Raw genomic sequence first — 18,133 nt, forward strand, 5'->3', positions numbered from 1 at the left:
AGATCCCCCTCACCGAGGCCGACCGGAAAATGCGACGCACGCATTATCGCGTCGGCTTTCTCGGGACGACGGCGGCCGGCAAGTCCACGACGGTCAACAACCTGCTTCAAGTGACCGAGGCGGACGCCCCGGCCAAGTCCGGCGGCGGCCCGGCGACCACGGCCGCCCCGAGCCGCATCCGCAAATCACCGGACAGCAAGCACCACATCACCCTGCGCTACATGAGCCAGGTCGATTACGACAAGCGTCGCAACGACATGGCCCAGCATCTCGGGTTCGGCATCAACGAGACTTCGGAAGAACTGGTTCTGAAATGCCGGGATCTGGAACGGCAAATCGACACGGGCGGGTTGGTCCGGCAAAAGAAAGAGGACCTTGTCGCCCTGCGTGTGCTGATCCAGAGCGCCGAAGAGTTCCCGCATTTGATCTCATCCAACTCCCAGCGGCTTGGCGAGCCGGGCGACTTCGAGTTGCGGGACAAATATTTGAACCACCCGTTTGACCCGAAAAATCCCAATGCCCCGGTGATGCCCTCCAAAAACCGGCTTTTGTGGGAAGCCGAAATCGACTTGGCGAATCAGGTGTTGCCCAACACCTTGGAAATGGTTGACCTGCCGGGGTTGGGCGCCGGCAAGCATCATGACACCTGCGTGACGATGGATGTCATCCAGAACGAAAAGGGAGACGGCCTCGACGGGGCGCTGGTCTTCCTGAACGCCGGCCGGCTTTCCAACGAGGAAGTCCAGAACCTTGTCATCGAGTTGTTGCAAAACTGGAAACGCAAGGCCAAGGACCGCGTCTGGCTCATCATCACCCAATACGACGCCCTGACAGACGCCCAAATCGGCCGGGGGGGCATCTGGTTTCACGGCATCGACCTTGTCATGAAGCGGATGGAGATCAGCCCGGAGTGCTGTTATGTGGTCAGCAACAAGGTGGCTGACAAATTGAAGCCGTCCATGACCGAGGAAGAACGGATCAAAGAAGCCACGCTGCGGCTGGACAGCCGGGCGTTTGAAGATCCGACCTTGCAAGAACACATGACCACGCATCCCCAATTCGTGGAGATCATCCGCGAAGTGTACCGCTCCGGCGGGCTGGGCCGATTGCGGGAACATTTGGTCTCCCGCCTCGCACGGAACATCGCCCAAGAAGTGGGGGAAGATGCCCGTTTGCTGGTCTCCCGCGCCAACGCCAGCCTTGCCCGGTTGAAGTCTTCTTTCGAGAAGATGAAGAAGCAGAACCCCGAGGATCGCCGCAAGGCCATCACCTGCGCCCAAAAGGTAAACGGAGTGATCGAGCATTGCCGGAAAGGGATGCCCGAGTTGAAGGCCGCGACCCGCGAACTGGCGGACGGATTGTACCGCACGGTGCGGGAGAACTCCCCCGTCGCCAACATCCGGCAGATCAATCCCAAGCAAATTCCCGAGGTGTTCCGTCATCTGGCCGACATGCTGGACAACGATTTTCCGCAGATCGTGGAAAAGGGCTGCGAGCCGGTGTTCAAGCGAATCAGCGAGGAACTGGCGCAACTGCCCGCCGTCGCGGTGCCGAACGCCGATTCGGTGACGGCCGCCTGGGAGAGCGCCCGGAACGCCGCCGTCGAATCCCAGACGGCGGCCGCCAACAAGCCCAAGTTTCAGGATGCCGATCTCATCAGCCGCCTGACCACGCGGGCCGACCAGATGCAATCCCGCGAATTCAACGACCTGCTGGATGAAAAAATCCGGGCCGTGACCATCGAGACCATGCACATGGTCCGCGCCCGGCTGATTGACGACCTGAACAAGATCCACGGGGATCTGATGTTGCTGATGAAAGCCAAGTAAGCGCCCCGCGACTTCCGAGAGGACCGTATGCCCGTCATCGACATCCCCCAGGTCTTCCTGAAGATGGGGGACCGCACCCACGAGGAATCGTTCCTCTCGGAGTTGCGGCCGAACGACATCACCTTCCATCCCGACAAGGTGCCGTATTACGGCATGTTGATCTACTGGCCGAAATCCCTCGGCTGGCTCGGGGTTGAGGTGTCCTCGCAGCCGCCGAACGGGGTGGCCCCCAAATGGCTGCCGGTGACCGATCCGAACTTCGACGCCGAGGTGTTCGCAAGGGCAGGGATCACCAAGGAAGTCCTCACCCGGTCGGCGCCGGATTTCTTCAACATCAACCAAGTCCGCGGCGCGCACATTCGGCACGGCAGCCGGATCTCGCTCCGGCTCACGGTTCGCACGGACAAGAACAGTCTGGCCGAATTTGTCCGAGAACGGTCGGCGCAGGCTGGGGCGACGCCGGGGGCGATTGCTCCCATCCAGATCAAGGCGCTGGCGTTCCATGCCGTCGGCGGGACCGCGAAATACGACCGTTGGGAAATCGACCTCAAGATCAGCCCGCTCACTCCGCTGCATGCGTTCGCCGGGCATGTGGCGCTGGACCTTGGCAACTTCTCGTCCGGCATGGCCGTGCTGCGAACCGGCCGGGTCAAATCGACGGACATCCGAACCCTTGACTTTCATTCCCCCGAAGCCCGTCTGGTTCCGAACGGGCAGACGATGGAATCGGTCGTTCGGATCGACATGATCCGTTCATGGCACAAGGGCGACGGCCCGCACCGCCCCTCCTCCCGGATGTTCCCGGACCCGGAACGCTTCCCGCACGATGACTCCTCCGAGGCCATCGACTGGGTGACCGGTCAGGCTGCCACGGACGGGGACATGAGCGGCCAACTCGCCGGGGCCAAACGATTGCTCGCCGGGCCAAATCCTGAGCAAACGCGCACGCTCGTTTTGCCGCATCGCCGCAATGATTTCCCCACACGCGGCCGGGTCACTCAGCAAGGCGAACCCATTGATATCCGGCTTCGGCTACCCGGTGAGTTGCTGGCCTGTCGGCTGATTCAATCGTTGATGAAATCGACGGAGCCGAACCAACAGCCGATGATTCCCGCCGGGTGGCCGTTGTCGCTGGCGGTCACCTACCCGACCTCGTATTCCCCACGGGAAATCGAGCAACTTCGCTCGGCCATCCACCGAGGCTGGCTGCGGGCGATGAGCTACCTCCAGCGCACGCCGGAAGCCCCCAAACTCGCCCCGCCCCCGCCGCCTCCACCCGGTTCGGCTTCCAAGGCGGTGAACGTGCCTTCCGTGGGGGGGCCGGTGACGCCTGCTCCCATGCCCGGTGTGGCCCCGGTGGCGGAACTGCCGCAGGAGCGCCATGCCTCGAAATTGCAGGCCCGCCTCGGCCGACTGTCCAGTCGACAGGGGAACGCCGCCAACTGGCAGGACCCGATCATCCGGCTGATGATCGACGAGGCGACGGCCGCGAGTTTTTATTACCTGTTCCGCTTCTCGGCCGAGGCCCCCGGCGGGTTGGACGCCTTCCGCTACAAGTATCCTCGCGGGATGAACATCCTGCTGTACGATTGCGGCGGCGGGACAACGGACATCTCGCTGGTTCAAGGTCGCGTGGATGCGGCCACCCAGAATCGATTGACCGTCCGCGTGCTGGGACGCAGCGGCGTGCGAACCTTCGGCGGGGATGACATCACGGCCGCTGTCTGCCGGGTTTTCAAGGCAAAATTGGCCCGATTGGTTGCGGAATACGCCGGACAGGACGCGGAGGGAATCTCCCTGCCGAACCAGCCGCCGGGGGACTCGGTCGGCAAAAAACTGGCCTCCGGGGCCGGGCTGATGAAGACCTTTTTGGATCAGACTCCACAGTCCGGGCCAATGGGAGAATACGTTCCCACCACCTTCAGTCCGGGCGACTACGGACAAGCGACGGCCTCTGCCAGAGCCGCCGCCAACCGGTTGTGGGGACTAGGCGAAAAGCTCAAGAAACTCTTCACCGAAGCCACCGCCGACAAGCCGGGTGTTTCGGTCGTCTCCCTCGGAATGGTCGAGGGGGAAACACTGACGCCCCATCGCGGCGGGTTGGATGCCGCGATTTTCCAGCATGTTCCGCAGGGGCGCTGGACCGCTTTTTCCGAGGCGGTGATGGAGTTGCAGGTCCGGCGTTGGGAGGTGGACAGCCTGATCGCCGCCCAAGTGGTCCGCAGCCTTGCTTGTTGCCGGAACCTGATCGAACACAAGCTGCCCGGCGCGGTGGACGCGAACACCGCTCCGGTCGTGCATCGGGTGGTGGTGACCGGCAACGCCGCCCGCTATCCGCTGATCCCGGAGATGCTGCGGGGCGAACTGGGGATTTCCGATCTTCCCCCCGCGGACTGGTTTCATCTGGACGACAAGGAACTCAAGAGCGCCGTCGCCAAAGGCGCCGTCCGGGCGCTGGCGGCCATTAGCGGCGAACCCCAGACGAAGTTCCAGTTCGACACGTTGTTGTCCGAGCGATTGCCGTACACCATCGCCTACAAAAACTGGCAAAAGGGGGATTTTATTCCCCTTTACGAGTTGCAAGATCCCTATGCCGAGATGACCGAGAAGGAAATCCCGATCGAGGCAGTCCAGCAATCCGACTCGGGCGGCTCCGAGCAGCAGACGTTCACGCTCTTCCGCCGATTCCCCGGCGACGGCGACGACCTGCCGGACGAATACGAGAACATGCCCGCCTTCGACGCGGAGGATGAAATCCAAACCATCCGGGCTGACCGGGGTTATTCTCCGTTCGAGAGCTATCGATTCCCCAAGGGGGTCAGCACGAATTTGAAGGTGAATTACTCGACGACCGAACATCGCTTCCTCGTCGAAGACGTGAACGGCCAGCGGGGCGAGGTCTACATCCCGCCCGAACTCGACCTGAAGACTCTCCCCCCGTATCAACGGGGCAACCTGTGACCGGCCGGCGTTGGAGGATGCGATGATGCCCCCCGTGACGCTCGAACACGTCCGGTTGATTCGTTTGATCGCGCTGGGCCAGGTGGTCTGCCGGCTGTCGCAGTCCGTGCGGCCCGCCGAAACAGACCGCCTTTCTGCCTCGTTGAGAACCGCCCCGACGGGGCATTTGTTCACCCGTCTGGGAACGCTGCTCCCCGCTGTCAGCGATCAGAAGAGTTTGTTCGCTTGGCTTGACGACGAGACAGTTGCCGGCAGCGTGGAAGGCGAGTCCCGGCGGGCCTTCGCCACCGAGAGCCAGCCAGTTGTGTGGGTCGCCTCGGCGCAACACATCCGGCGGATTCGCCGGTTCTTGAACCATGCGGACACCCATTTGAAAACTATCCGCGACGCTGAGCAGTTTCGCGGCCGGTCCGAGGCCGGAACTGCCGAACTGATGGACCGGCTGCGGGCATTGATTGACGATTCTGTATCATGCCGTACCCAGAACGACCCGGTGGCTTATCAACTGGCCGACCGGCTGGACCGGCTGATACACACCGCCGGACCAGACTGGCCGGTCAACCTGCTGCTTCGCCTCGCCAGCCTGACCGGGGCCGGCGACTGGTTCGACAGTCTGAAAGCAAACGCCAGCGATTTCGCGAATGATGCGGGTGTTTCCCCGTCATTGACCCTGGCCGAGTGGATCGCGGGACACCTGCCCGACCGGCCGGTGTATCCGGGGGGGGAACTGTCCGAAATTTTCGACACGCTCTCTGGCGGGCGCGTCCGGCTCTGGCGGGCAGACACGCTCCCGGCGCCAAACCGGGGCTGGCTGACCCGCGATCTGGCCGGGGAAACCCTTTGCAAATCCGGCGGCTGGTTGTTCATGACGACGCCTGCCGTGGCCGAGATGCTACCCCTCGGAGAAACGTCTGCCCCGGCGCCTCCGGTTGTTGGAATAACAACTCCTTCCGTCGTCCCGCCTCCGGTTCCCCCGCCCGTCCCGGCGCCAGTGGTGACGGCGGCAAAGCCCGATTTTCCTTCCGACGCTCCGGCGGTATTTAATTCCGCTTCCGCCGATTTTCGGTCCTCGACCGATCCGCACGCCCGCCGGGAGAGTTTGGAGCGGATGCTTAACGAACTAGCCCTCCTTCGGGACACGCCCGCGAACGTCGCGGACTCGCTGCTGGACATCATCCGGCGGTTGGCCCGCGAGGATGGTCTGACCGTGTTGCCGGAAGACTGGAGCCACGCCCGGCCCCCCCGTTGGGACGCCACGGCGGTCCCGGCTGACACCACCTTGTTGCACAAGGTCAGTGAACAGCAACCCAAGGGAACCCTGCTCAACGTCCGGCAATTCGGCCTTCGTTCCGGCGGCCCCGGCCCCGCATATCGGCCGGCCCGTGTCGAGGTTTCCGTGGGGCGGATGCCGGCGGGGTACGCCGAGGTGATCCGGCTGATTCAGGAACATCGCTCCGACTCCCCCGGTTACCGGGCGATCCGTGAACGGGTCGGCGCCTGGGTGACGAATCTGTGGGAAGGGCGGTTCGAGGAGGAACTGAAGCGGTTCTTCGTCGATCTGCACGGCGACCTTGGGGACGTCTGGCGCCGGGAAAATCCGGCGGCGGCTGACGCCCTGCGGACGGCCTTCCTGAACATGTTCCTCGGAGAGTTCAACTATTCCCTGTTTGAGCCGAGAACGCGGGAACGGTCCCAATGGGATTGGATGATCCCGGTGGGGGACAAGCCGCCGCGAACGAACCAGGTTCGGCGAATCGTGCAACCCGGGTTGTTCGATTCCCGCAAGCGATTGATCGTCCCGGCCCGTGTGGAGATGGAATGACAACCACCGTTGCGATGTTCGCCCTGATTCCGGTCCTGAGCGGAACCGTTTTCGCCGCCACTGCGGACGCCGAAATCAGCGCCAGTCCCTCGCTGATTCCAGCCCTGAGCGGAGCCGCTCTTGCCGTCCTCCTCACGGCCGGATTGGCGCTGATGGCGAATTCCGTGGCGGGTGCCATCGCGGTCCGTCGCAAGGAATTGGAACAATCGTCTCCACCGGCCTGGCTCGCGTATTTGGTTGAAACCACCGAACAGCCGACCGTCGCCGAGACGGACAAGGTGATCCGCGAACGCGCCCGTCAACAGCCGGAAGCCAGCGTGGGCGGATTGCTGGCGTTGTCCGTGTTGCCTTTCCTGGCGGGCATCGGCGGGTTTGTCTGGGGGCGAATCGACTCCGGTGCGATGATTTGGTGGCCTCCCGCCGTCGGCATGGTGGGAGCGTGTCTCCTCGCGGCTTGGGCATGGAAGTTGCGACCGCAGGCGATTGCCCTTGGCGAGCAAGCCGCGGGCGCGGCCGCGAAACTCCGCAAGACGAAGGCCGCCGCCGTGAACGCTGAAATCGACAATCTTCGCAGGCAACTGGAGAAGGCCAGCGACGACCTTAAAAAAGCCCGCGAACCGGCCGCCCCCATTCACTCCGATCCGCGTTTGGTCCCCGACGACGCTCCGGAAGGATTTGGTCCCGCGAATCGCAATCCCCCCGGCAACCGGCCGCCGGCGCCTCAATTCGAGTCACCCCTCCCCAAACCGGGCAGTTGGGCGGCCGGAACCGACGACACCGACGAACGACCTTTTTAAACCAGCTACCTTGGGGGAGGGAAACATGCTTGCGATTAACTTCAAGGCCGCTTGGGTCGTGTGGCTGACCGTCATCGCTGCCGGAAACATCGGCTTGCTGGCGTGGCCCTTGCCGGAGCCGAAACCGGTGGCGCTGAAACCGACTCTGCCATCACCGCCGCCGATCAGCCTTGTTTCCAATATTCCGAACACGGAAAAAGATCCGAAGCTGGTCGTGCCCAAGAAGGAAGAACCCAAGAAGGAAGAACCCAAGAAAGAAGAACCGACATCGCCGCAACCCGTCCAAATCATCCCGATACCGGAGCCAAAAGGTTACCAACTGAAAACCGGAACCGAGACGGGCACGGTGCTGATTTTGGTGATCGCTCAAGATTATTCATCCGATTCTGCGAGAGCAGGCGAGATGAAGACGCAATTGCTCAAACTGGAAACTCGTTTCGGCAAGAAACTTCTGGGGGGAACCGTTTTCGTGCTGGATCACAACGGCGTGCGGGAACGGGAAACGTGGGCCGCCACCCCCGAGTATCGGAGCGCCTTCGGCCGCGAAGAATTTCAACCGGCCCTGCGGGATGTTAAAAAGCAACTGGCCCACTTGACCAAACAGGCCCTGCCGAACGGAAACCGCGAGCGGATATTCCCCCTGATTGTCTGGGATAGCAGCTACAACCCGGACGATGGTGATGACCAATCCTCACCGTCCGTGGCGTGGGATCGAAATCAGGACGGCCCGGTTCCCGGTTTCTTCTGGCTGCGCAAGGCCAACTCGAAACGACTGACCGCGATCTTCGGCAACCGCTTAAGCACCCCGCCGACCAACGCCCTCGACGTGCTGGCCGGCACCGTGGGCGATAACTTCGATTTTTGGAACGAATCAACCAAGGGGCCGTGATGTCAACAGATGGTTCTTCCGCAAAACCGGGAGACAAAAAGCCCAAGGCAACCGGCGGTTCCACTTCGACGGGAACAACGCCTGTGGCTGGCATCCTGATTCCCTCAAGCCATGCCTCGGCGGAGAAAAATATGGAGAACGAATCTCAGGATCACGAAAATGATAATGCGCTTGAAGAATCTGCCTCCGGGGCCAGTCTGAGCGAAGCAGAACGAAGATTCGCTTTGTCTATTATTGCAAAAGCCGATGCCGTCCAAAAAGAAGCGAAACCATCCGCTAGCAATCCCAAAAAGAAACTGCTCGCCCCGGAATCAATAAGAGAGTTTCTGGACGAATTAAAAACGCAATTCCAGAAATTAGAAGTTGGCGGCCAAGAACTCGATCAAAACAAGCCGGCCCTCAAAACTCAGCAAAAAGAATTTGCCGAACTGGCTTCCAAAATCCAAGGTTTCCAAGAGGCGGTGATCCGAAGAGTGGCCGATGATCTCAGGGGGCAACGGGAGGTCATTGAGGCCAAGGTCCGGGAAGCCAATGAAGACCTTCGGGAACAATTGACGGCTGACGCCGGCGAACGACAGAAATCGCTTGATCGGGTGGCGAACAAGGAGAAAACCGAACCGGCGAAGGAAAAAACCGGCGGGGGATCGGGCCTGCTGAAATCTCCGGTGGTGTTGCTGCTGGCGGGGCTGATTCCGGGTTTGTTGGTGGCGTTGGTTGTCGTCGCCATCGCCATGATGTCAGGCAATTCCAACAAGGAGATCAAGGCTCTGGCCGAGCAGATCAAGGCCAATGGCGAAGGCTCGAAAACACCGGCCACCCTGACATCGCCGACACCTTCCACGGTGAAAATTGATCTTCCTCAAGAAACCCTCAAGGATATCCAGAAAGCCGTGCGGGAGACCCCGGGCCTTGGAAAAGACGGAAGCGGCGGTGGCGTCGGCCAGCAATCATTTAACACAGCAGTCACCGAGTTGAAGACATTAATCGAAAATAACAAGGGGGGTGGGCTTCCCCAAGACACCATCACCTCTCTGAACGATGCGGCAAAGGCCCTCAAGGACTTCAAGCCCAAGAGTATCACGGACCTGACGACACAACTCCAGACTCAGGCAACGAAGGAAGCGGACTCCAAGAAAGCACTTGATAACGCGGTGACCGCGTTGAACACCGCCGCCGGAAAGATCGGAACCGGGGGAGGCGCCACCGCGAAGCCGCAGGATGTGTGGTTCGTCGGGCTCGACACCGCCAAGTTCCCGGTGATCGATTACAAAGCGGCCTTTAGCGACGCCCTGGCGACCATTGATCGCAAGCCAAACTCGCCAAGGCGGGCCGGATTCGCGGTGGCGAGGACGGGGAAACTCACCGTCTTTGCCAAGCCGACCGACCCGATGGTAAAGTGGGACGACTTGCAAAAGCCGCCGCCGGGCGTGGCCGAAACACCGGCGGGTTTTGGCGGCGAACTACAGAAGGAAATTGGAGCGGAACGGGCCGGCCGCAAGGTGATCCTCGTGGCGAGCGCCGATTGTCCCCCTCTTGAGGCCGGCACCCCCGGTTGGGAGGAAATTCCCGAGGTTCATGTGGTGCTGGTGCAGGTCGCCAAGGCTTCCGATCCGAACGACCGGGCGGCCCTGGCGGATCGGCTGTTGAAATGGCAGGAATTCTGCCAGAACCGCCAGGGTTCCCTGACGGTGATTCCCGAACCGGTGGCGGACAAACCGGCCCGGTTGCGAGAAGTTCTGAAGAAAATGTCGAAACCGGAATGACCCCCGTTCCGCGGATGGCCGGTTCTTGTGGCCGGAGGGAGAAGATCATGCGTTATCCAATGATGGCCGTGCTGGTGGCGCTGGCGTCGTCCGTCGCCGGGCGGGGAGCCGAGGTGGACTGGCACGACGGCAAGACGGTGACCGAGGAGTTTCTCCGCGTCGAAACCGCCAAGCTGCCGGGGCCGAACGGCGGCCAGATGCTGTTCAAGGACCGGCAGGCTTGGGTGGCCCACAAGGATTTTGAACCGTTGCGCGCCCCCAAGGCGGGCTCGGCCAAATCCGGGGCCAAGCCGGTGCCGTGGCTGAAAAAGGTCAACCTGCTGTTCGACCGGGGGGACGCGCCTTTCGTGCTGATCGGCGAGGGGAAAATCGGAAGCGGCAGTTTGGAAATCCTTGGCTGGGTGCCGAAACGCCATGTGATCCGGGAGACCTACTCGCTGCTGGAAGGCACCAGCACCGTCTATCGCAAGGCTTCGGTCATCAATTCGCGGGAGTTCGTGGACAAGTCCAAAAATTTCCAGCCGGCCACCTTTCATTTCAAGCCCGAGGCCGACGCGAAGGCGGACGGCGTGATGCGGGTGATGAGCATCAACTTCATCTGGGAGGAAACCGAACCGGGCGACAAGACCAAGGGGTTTTACCTTCTCGGCGAATCCCCGGCGCTGGCTTTCGAGGATCTTGCCAAGCCCGTTCTGGGGAACGGGGCGGGAATCCTCGGCTGGGTGGAAAAGAGCCGCGTCATCACCTGGAACACCCGCGAGGGCCTGATGTGGGACGACCAGTCCACTCGCAAAGCCCCCGTGAAGGCTTACCGGACAGAGGCGGACGCCAAAAAAGCCTACGAAGGCTCGGATGTGGACACAGACACCACGGAGGAGCCGTTTGAAAAGAACTCCGCCGGGAAAGAGGCGCCGCGCCGCTGGCGGGTGGACCAGCCCCGGCATCCGATCATCACCATGGAAATCGACGGCAAGGAAGTTTACGAAAAGACGTTTGGAAGCAATGTGTTGCGCCGGATCGCCTTCGTGGGCAATGTCATCAACGCCAAAAACGAGACGCTGATCACGGCCGAGGCTCAGGAAGCCCTCAAGCGGAAGGCCGCCAACATGGACACGCAAATCCGCAAGGCCCCGGTAGAGATGCTGTTTGTGATCGACGACACGGAAAGCATGAAAGAATGGTTCGGCAACACCACCAAGGCGATTGACGAAGTCATCAAGTCCGTCTCGGCCGATGGCCGCAAGTTGCGCGTCGGATTCACCTTTTTCAAGGACGTGCCGACCGAGGACCGACACGACGAAAAGAAACTCCGCAAGGCGGTGATCCCCGGCAAACTGGTGGACGCCGGATCGGGGGATTACGAAGGACAGAAAGCCAGTCTGGCCAAGAATCGCGGGGAATACTCGGATGACGCGGCCGAACAGGTCTTTCTCGGCCTGAACGTGGGGATCGAGGAGGCCGGCTGGGAATCCAAGGGAGAGTCCCGCAAGATTGTCGTGCTGCTCGGGGACACCCGCGATCACGCGGACATCGCCACGAAGGCGGGCGAGGAGAAAATGGCCGAGGTCGTGGGGGCCTTGTGCCCGCCGGGAACACGCCCGTATGAGTTTTACGCTTATCAGGTGACCGGCGGCGGGGACGTGGACCAAAAGTTGTTCCTGACACAGATGGACGCCATCGTCGCCAGGGTGAACCAGAAGAGCAAGGAAATGGGATACCCCGCTCGCGCGGAGGTCATTCCCGGCCAGATCAACCTCGCCAAGGCGATTCAGAAGTATTACGACCAGGCCATCCGGGAATTGGACGAGTACGAGAAAGCCGTGCGGGATTTGAAGAACGGCAACATTTCCAAGGACAACCTGAGCGGGTTCGACCATCCGGAGGTCTTGGAAATGGTGAAGTCCGTCTTGCAGGAGGAGATCAAACGCGGGGGCAAGGTTCTCACCAAAGACCCCCGTGCCTTCTTGGAACAACTGGCCAACAGCGTCCAGATTTATGATGCCCGTTTCGTCTTCGAGAAGGCCACGACCGGGGAACGACAGGCCAAGGTGCAATTGTTCTTCAACCGGGAAGAACTGACGGAAATCGAGGTGGTTCTCTCCAAGGTCTTCGCCAAACGCCCGGTTCCTTCGCCGCGGGACATTGCCAAGGGGTTGGTGGCCGCCATGACCGGGGATGAAAGCCCGGATCACAAGGAGCGCATCAAAGCCCTGGTGCGTGAATTAAAGCTGGAAGACCCCGGCAAGTCGGACGACGAACTCCTTCAGAAAGTCAGCGGCAGTTCCCTGCTGAAGATCAAGTACGGGATTGCCTCCGAAAGCCCGCTCCTGAAGGCAACCAAGGGAAGCCTGGAACAGGGGACGGAAACCAAGGACCATCTGGCCCTGGCCGAAGAGGTCATGCAGAAGCTCACGCAAATGAAGCACGGAATCCTGCAAAACAAGGAAGTGGTGGTGAACCCGGATCTGTCCACCAAAACAGTCAAGGATTGGAAGGACGACAAACTGGCCAATCGCTGGTTCCCGTTGGGGAAATCCAGCGGTCGTTCCGATGCCGGGATCGAATGGATTTGGCTCGACTTCGAAAAGGAGTGGCCGTGATATTTTCCGTGCGGGAAGTCACCCATTGGTACAAGGAGGGGGAGCCGGTGCTGCGGGGACTCTCGCGGGAACTCCCCTCCGGCGCCACCGTCGCCATCCTCGGCCCCTCGGGGTGCGGCAAGTCCACCTTGTTGAATCTGCTCGGGCTGCTTTCCGAACAGGGAGTAAGCGAGGGATCGATCACGTTCCACGGCGGCGGCCGGACGGTTCACTATGACGGGCTGACGGAAGACCGGGCGGCGCGGAACGCCCTGCGGGCCGCCGAATTCGGCTATGTCTTGCAATCGTGCTACTTGCTGCCGCACTTCACGGGGCTGGAAAACATTGCCATGCCCCTGATGATTCGCGGCCGGTCGCGGGCCGATGCCCTCGAAGCCGCCGAACACCTGTTGACGGCCGTCGAGAAGATCACGGGCTCGAAGACTTTCCGGGATGCGGCCGCCAAGAAACCCCGGCAGATGTCCGGGGGTGAAAAACAGCGGGTGGCCGTGTTGCGTTCGATCGTGGGCGGCCCGCGCGTCGTCTTCGCGGACGAGCCAAGCAGCAACCTCGACGCCGGGAACACGGTGGCCTTCTTGAACTTGCTCACCCAATGGCGGCAGGGGGAACTCGACGGCCGCATCAACGCCGGCCGGACGCTGTTCCTCGTGTGCCATCACCGGGAAACCGCGAAAACCTACGGCGACTGGTTCGGCCTGATCGAACCCGGCGTTCCCGGCATGCTCTTTTTCCCGAAATCCGATTGGGATCAACACGAGGACCGGCTTGAGCGGGTTCTCAACCCCCTCGCCCTGAAGGTGTCATGACCGAGTCTTCTCCCCGTCCTGGTTCGCGGCTGGGTTTTCTTCGCTGGTACGCCCGCGCCGACCTGTACGAGGAAACTGCCCTCCCCACCACGCGGGCCATCACGCTTTCCGTGGCCCTCGCCACGGCCGGGGCCGTCGTGGCCTTGGCGATTCCGTGGCTCGTCGGCGAGATTCGCCGGGGCCGGCAGGCGGCCGACCCGCTCAAAAGCTGCCTGTGGGTGACGGATCGCTCCAGCCGGATCGCCGGCCGGTCGATGACCCCCGAAAAGCTGGAGACGATTTTCAAGGCGGTCCGGGCGCGTGTGGGCGACCAATTCCGCGAGATCACCGGGTTTGCCGAAATTGAAAAGGACATGGTGACGGCCGGCGGCAATGCGAGGGAATACAAGACCCTGATCGGCCGCACGATCACCGCCACCGATCCGCTGAACCAAAGTTTGGGCAAGTTGCTGGTCGCCGGCCGGGCCTTCGACCCGGCCAATCCGGGGGGCCTGCTGGTCACCCGGCAGATGTTGAAGAATCTTGGTTATTCACCGGAGGACATCGCCCGGATCGAACAGGCCGCCAACACGGACAAGCCCGAATCAGTGCAATGGTCGTCGCCCTCCGGGCAGGCGATCCCGCTCGCAGTTCGCGGCGTCTTCGCCGATCCACTGCCTTTGGGACATGAATTCATCATTCCCGAGGCCGAGGATATTCGGCTCCGCTCGGGCGCTCGCTTCATCACGGATGACGTGATTCTCTTTCCCTTGGCCAAGGGCTGGCCGGTTCCCCCGCCGGGGGATTCCATCGGCAAATATGTGGACGAGGGTTACGACAAAGAAACCGGGGATCGCAAGGCCCCGTATCATTCGCGGTTGCCGAAGTCGGTGGTGGATCACCTTGGGAAATTGAGCTGGCGCATCAAGCTGATCAAACAGGGCGACACGTTCGCCTGGAATGTCATCCGGCTCCCGGACGATGTTGGCAAGCCGGTGAAACTTTCCGACGCCGAATGGCGGGACCGCGTGGATCAGTTGAACCGGCTGATGGCCGAGGCCGGTTTGGGAAGTGCCACGGATTTCGGAGTGTCGCCAAGCGATCCCGTGGCCGCCGCCCCGCCAGTGGTGCTGCCCGAGGGGCATAACTGGGCGACCGTCTATGTCCACGATTTGTTCGCCCTGCGGCCGGTGGCCGATGTGTTCCGTGAACTCCGGCTCGAATGCGACGAATCAGCCATCCGGCAACTGGAACAGATCGAAAAAGACGTCCGCGTGCTGCGGGTGATTCTGTATGTTCTCGTGGCCCTGTTTGCCCTGAGCGTGGCCGCCAGTGTGTACCACTTGGGCCGGTTGCGCGCCAGACAAAAGGCGGCCGAGATTGGCATGCTCCGGGCGATGGGCATTTCGGATCGCCGCCTGCGGGCAATTGCCGCCACCGAGGCCGGTCTCCTCTGGGCCGATGGCACGCTCAAAGGCTTGCTGATGGCCATCTTGGTCTTGGGGGGATTACTGATTGTTGCCGGAGTTTCCGCGACAGAGTTACTGGCTACCACCGGCTGGGGCAGTCATCTTCTCCTCCAAGGGGGATTCCTGCTGGCCACGTTTGTCTTTTGCCAAGTGGGAACAATCCGCTCGGTCAATCAAATCGGCAAACTTTCTCCCATTGAAGCGCTCAATCTTTCGGCGTGAGCCGGGCATCCGGCGTTTTAGCGGAAGCCTTTGACATAAAACAAGTTGGAACGGAATTGACCAACCGGTCCCGGTCGTGCTATCTTGTTAAGATGGCGAACATGGACAATTTGGTAAAATCATGACCCTGAAAAAATCCCCTCTTCCCATTGGTGGTTGGTTGATCTGCATGATCGCCTTCCTGACGGTGCCGGCGGTGGCCCCCGCCTATGATCCGTTGAACCCGGATGACACCGGCACCATTCAAAAAGCCTTGCGCGAGCAAGCCAAGGCTTATCTGGACTCCAAGCCGGAAAAACTGGCCGAAATGAACAAGGCGGTCGGCGAGGGAGTGGCCGTCACTCTCGACCCGTCGAAGATCGAATTCACGCTCAAGAAGGACGAAGCCGTCATCACGTGGATCGGCGAATCCGCCAAGCCGCTCACCGAAGAACAAAAAAACAAGTGGTCGGCCGAGGTGGCGAAGCTTGTCCAAGCCTTCACGGGACAGGTTCCGAACAAAGACAAAATGGTGATCTTCCCCCAAGCCGAATGGGACAAGTTGGTGGCCCAGAAGAATGCCGAAGGCAAGGCCAACCCGTTCGTGTATCTGGTCGTCGAAAAACCGAAGATGCCGGAAGTCGCCAAGGAACCGAAGCCGAAGACGCCGGAAGTGACCAAGGAACCGACCCCCAAGACGCCGGAAGTCGCCAAGGTTTTCAGCGAATACGCCGTCACCTATCTGGCCGGGCATCCGCTCTACGTTGGCGAAATCTCGAAAAAGGTTGGTGAACAGATCACCCTTGATCCGACGAAGGCCACTTATCGGATGCTGGCCGGGCCGTCCGGCCTCGATCCGGTGATCCGCTGGCCCTATCATTCGGCGAAGTCCCTGTCCCCCAAACAAACCGAGACTCTTCGGAAAGAACTCAAGGGTTTGGTGCAAAAGATCACCGGCAACCACCCGACGAAATCGCAATTCTTTTCACAGGATCAATGGAATGCCCTGTTGGCCCAGGAAAAAGAATCTGAGACGCCGAATCCGAAGCGATTGAATCCGTTCGATTTCCCCGCCATCACGGACAATGGTGGCGACGGCGATCCGATCACGTATCGCCCGCAGACGTACCGTGTGGACGAGGGCTGGTATCTGCCGGGGTTTGGTTATGTCCCGCCGTGGCCGCACACGCTGCCGCGTCACACGGGTTCCGAGCGGTTCATGGGCTACCTGACGGAGACCGGACTGCATAGTCCGTTCCTCGACGCGCTTGACGCCGGACAGGTCCGTTGGTTTTATCCCCCCCACTATCGTGCCACGACGACGGCGACGGCCCCCGTCATGCAGACGCCGATCAATGTGCTTCCTTCCCCCATCCCGCCCGTCAAGCCGGAAGATCGCCCGGCAATCCCCGCCGAACTCACAGGCCGGGATGCCGCGAGCCTGCGGACCGAGGGAACGCGATTGTTGAAGGGGAATCGGCCGGTGCGGGCGCTCTCCGTGCTGACAGCCGCCACCGAACGGGATACCGATGATGTCGCCGCGTGGTATCTGCGGGCCGTGGCTGAACGCGAACTCGGCCAGATGGAACAAGCCACCGAGTCAGCCCGCCGGGCGCAGGCTCTGGAGTTGCTGGGCCGGGATGATTCGGTGACGGTCGCCCGCGCGTTGGAAAATGTGCAGGGGCCGTCCCGCAAGTTCATCACCGAGGCGGCCGCCAGCCTGACGGTGGCCGAGGCTCGGGTGATTGTCGCCAAACCGATCCTCACCGGCTTGGCCGCCAAGACGAAGTAAGCCTCAGAACGGAGCTTCGTCGGTGTCGGCCGACTCGATCACCACCGGGATTTCTTCTTTCACCGGGGGTTTGACAGTCGGCAACAGTTCGGCTTTCACGATTGTTTCCTTCTCACCCGTGTCCCCGTTGTCGGCGGTCACGGGTGTTTTCGTTTCCGCCAACGGTTCTTCCAAAATGAACGGCGGCTCGTGAACAAACACAGGCGGTTCATGAACGATGATCGGCGGCGGTTCCGGGGCCAGGATCGGTTCCAGAAGCGGAACCGGCACAGGGGGAATAACCACCGGCGGGGCAAGAAGTTCAAATTGCGGCTCCGGTTCCGGTTCGAGTTCCGGCCGTCGGAGTGGGGGAATCACCACCTTGGGAGGCTGCGGGACAATTTCCGGTGGCGGAACGGTCACCGGCTTGGCCACGGGGCGAATCTGGAGTTGAAGTTCCGGCTCGGGATCAGGTTCGGACGCCCTTTCCAGCCGCCGCCGGGGTTTCGGTGGCTTCGCTGATTTGCGGGCCAGACTGGTGATGGCCTCTCGCTCCCATTCGGCGATGACGGCATCCCAATCCCGAAATCGCGTCAACGGGATCAGACCAACGACGGTCAGCAACACCGCCACGGCCGCCGCCAATCCGAGCAACACGGCCGACTCGGGACGGAAGACCGCCAGCCCCGCCAGGGCGCACCAGCCAAGAACCGCGACAATGATCGTTTTGTGCCATCGGCCCCGCACATCCTTCTTCCAGCGAACGGCGAGTGTTTCCGGGTCGATTTCGTCTCGCTCCCGGCATAACCGGATGGCCTGCGTCGCCCACGAATCGAAATGCGATTCATTCCACGCGGCCCCCGCGTCAATGCGGGCTTGTTTCAGAGATTGCCCGTCGAGCAGGACGAGAGCGACGCCCCCGGCCCAAAAAGCGATCGCCCCCGACAGGATCAGGGAAGACGGACCGGCATAGCCCGACACCCCGATCACCGCGCCGGCGCCGAGGACCGTCAGGATGACAAAGGTGATCGCAGCCCCTCCGACGCTCGTTGAATTGACCGGACTGGGCTGGCGCATGGGCGCATCCTCGGCGGTGGATTGGAGTCTGATGGCGAATTCTTCGTCATATTAGCGGAGTTTGGCCCGGCCGGGTATCGAGGCATTTGAACCGTCGCAAATGCGGGCGTGACCGAACGGGCCGGACAGTGTACAATCGCCCGTGAAGAACTTGTTGATTCTCGCGACC

At 61.5% G+C, this 18,133-nt stretch carries 11 protein-coding genes; 10 read left to right on the forward strand and 1 reads right to left on the reverse strand.

The window, feature by feature from the left end; genetic code table 11:
• From BGIM_RS51775 to BGIM_RS0122100, 10 genes are all read left to right on the forward strand, one after another.
• On the forward strand, positions 1-1,829 hold a 1,829-nt coding region (locus BGIM_RS51775; protein WP_040889911.1), incomplete at its 5' end, for a dynamin family protein.
• 27 nt (positions 1,830-1,856) lie between these two features.
• Positions 1,857-4,790 (forward strand): Hsp70 family protein, encoded by a 2,934-nt coding sequence (locus tag BGIM_RS0122060; protein ID WP_020471905.1) that lies wholly within the window; start codon positions 1,857-1,859, stop codon positions 4,788-4,790.
• A gap of 22 nt (positions 4,791-4,812) precedes the next feature.
• Positions 4,813-6,612, forward strand: coding sequence for a hypothetical protein (locus BGIM_RS0122065; protein ID WP_020471906.1), 1,800 nt, complete (start codon positions 4,813-4,815; stop codon positions 6,610-6,612).
• Positions 6,609-7,409 carry a hypothetical protein gene (locus BGIM_RS0122070; RefSeq protein WP_020471907.1) on the forward strand — a complete coding sequence of 267 codons (801 nt, stop codon included), beginning with the start codon at positions 6,609-6,611 and terminating at the stop codon, positions 7,407-7,409. The genes BGIM_RS0122065 and BGIM_RS0122070 overlap by 4 nt, the downstream gene beginning before the upstream one ends.
• Before the next feature lie 25 nt (positions 7,410-7,434).
• Complete coding sequence (locus BGIM_RS0122075) at positions 7,435-8,298, forward strand: hypothetical protein (RefSeq protein WP_020471908.1); 864 nt, start codon at positions 7,435-7,437, stop codon at positions 8,296-8,298.
• 224 nt (positions 8,299-8,522) lie between these two features.
• A complete protein-coding gene (locus tag BGIM_RS0122080) occupies positions 8,523-10,061 on the forward strand; it encodes a hypothetical protein (RefSeq protein ID WP_157369340.1) in 1,539 nt (512 codons plus the stop codon).
• A gap of 47 nt (positions 10,062-10,108) precedes the next feature.
• Positions 10,109-12,661 (forward strand): vWA domain-containing protein, encoded by a 2,553-nt coding sequence (locus BGIM_RS0122085; protein WP_157369341.1) that lies wholly within the window; start codon positions 10,109-10,111, stop codon positions 12,659-12,661.
• Positions 12,652-13,467: an ABC transporter ATP-binding protein gene (locus BGIM_RS51780; protein ID WP_020471911.1), complete on the forward strand. Its 816-nt coding sequence runs from the start codon at positions 12,652-12,654 to the stop codon at positions 13,465-13,467. Before BGIM_RS0122085 ends, BGIM_RS51780 begins: the two co-directional genes overlap by 10 nt.
• Entirely contained in the window at positions 13,464-15,137 is a 1,674-nt protein-coding gene (locus BGIM_RS0122095; protein WP_020471912.1) for an FtsX-like permease family protein, read from the forward strand. Before BGIM_RS51780 ends, BGIM_RS0122095 begins: the two co-directional genes overlap by 4 nt.
• Positions 15,138-15,258: 121 nt before the next feature.
• The gene (locus tag BGIM_RS0122100; protein ID WP_020471913.1) at positions 15,259-16,908 is read left to right on the forward strand and encodes a tetratricopeptide repeat protein; all 1,650 of its coding nucleotides are present in this window, start codon (positions 15,259-15,261) and stop codon (positions 16,906-16,908) included.
• Between the two features lie 3 nt (positions 16,909-16,911).
• Here BGIM_RS0122100 and BGIM_RS0122105 read toward each other — a convergent pair whose 3' ends face one another.
• Complete coding sequence (locus BGIM_RS0122105) at positions 16,912-17,964, reverse strand: hypothetical protein (protein ID WP_029630274.1); 1,053 nt, start codon at positions 17,962-17,964, stop codon at positions 16,912-16,914.
• Positions 17,965-18,133: the final 169 nt, after the last annotated feature.

The sequence above is a fragment of the Zavarzinella formosa DSM 19928 genome, from assembly GCF_000255705.1.
Lineage (GTDB): Bacteria > Planctomycetota > Planctomycetia > Gemmatales > Gemmataceae > Zavarzinella > Zavarzinella formosa.

What these genes read in the sequence shown, in the direction of transcription:
- BGIM_RS0122060 (WP_020471905.1), top strand. Translation starts at nt 1,857, where the DNA reads ATGCCCGTCATCGACATCCCCCAGGTCTTCCTGAAGATGGGGGACCGC.
- BGIM_RS0122065 (WP_020471906.1), top strand. Translation starts at nt 4,813, where the DNA reads ATGATGCCCCCCGTGACGCTCGAACACGTCCGGTTGATTCGTTTGATC.
- BGIM_RS0122070 (WP_020471907.1), top strand. Translation starts at nt 6,609, where the DNA reads ATGACAACCACCGTTGCGATGTTCGCCCTGATTCCGGTCCTGAGCGGA.
- BGIM_RS0122075 (WP_020471908.1), top strand. Translation starts at nt 7,435, where the DNA reads ATGCTTGCGATTAACTTCAAGGCCGCTTGGGTCGTGTGGCTGACCGTC.
- BGIM_RS0122085 (WP_157369341.1), top strand. Translation starts at nt 10,109, where the DNA reads ATGCGTTATCCAATGATGGCCGTGCTGGTGGCGCTGGCGTCGTCCGTC.
- BGIM_RS0122095 (WP_020471912.1), top strand. Translation starts at nt 13,464, where the DNA reads ATGACCGAGTCTTCTCCCCGTCCTGGTTCGCGGCTGGGTTTTCTTCGC.
- BGIM_RS0122100 (WP_020471913.1), top strand. Translation starts at nt 15,259, where the DNA reads ATGACCCTGAAAAAATCCCCTCTTCCCATTGGTGGTTGGTTGATCTGC.
- BGIM_RS0122105 (WP_029630274.1), bottom strand. Translation starts at nt 17,964, where the DNA reads ATGCGCCAGCCCAGTCCGGTCAATTCAACGAGCGTCGGAGGGGCTGCG.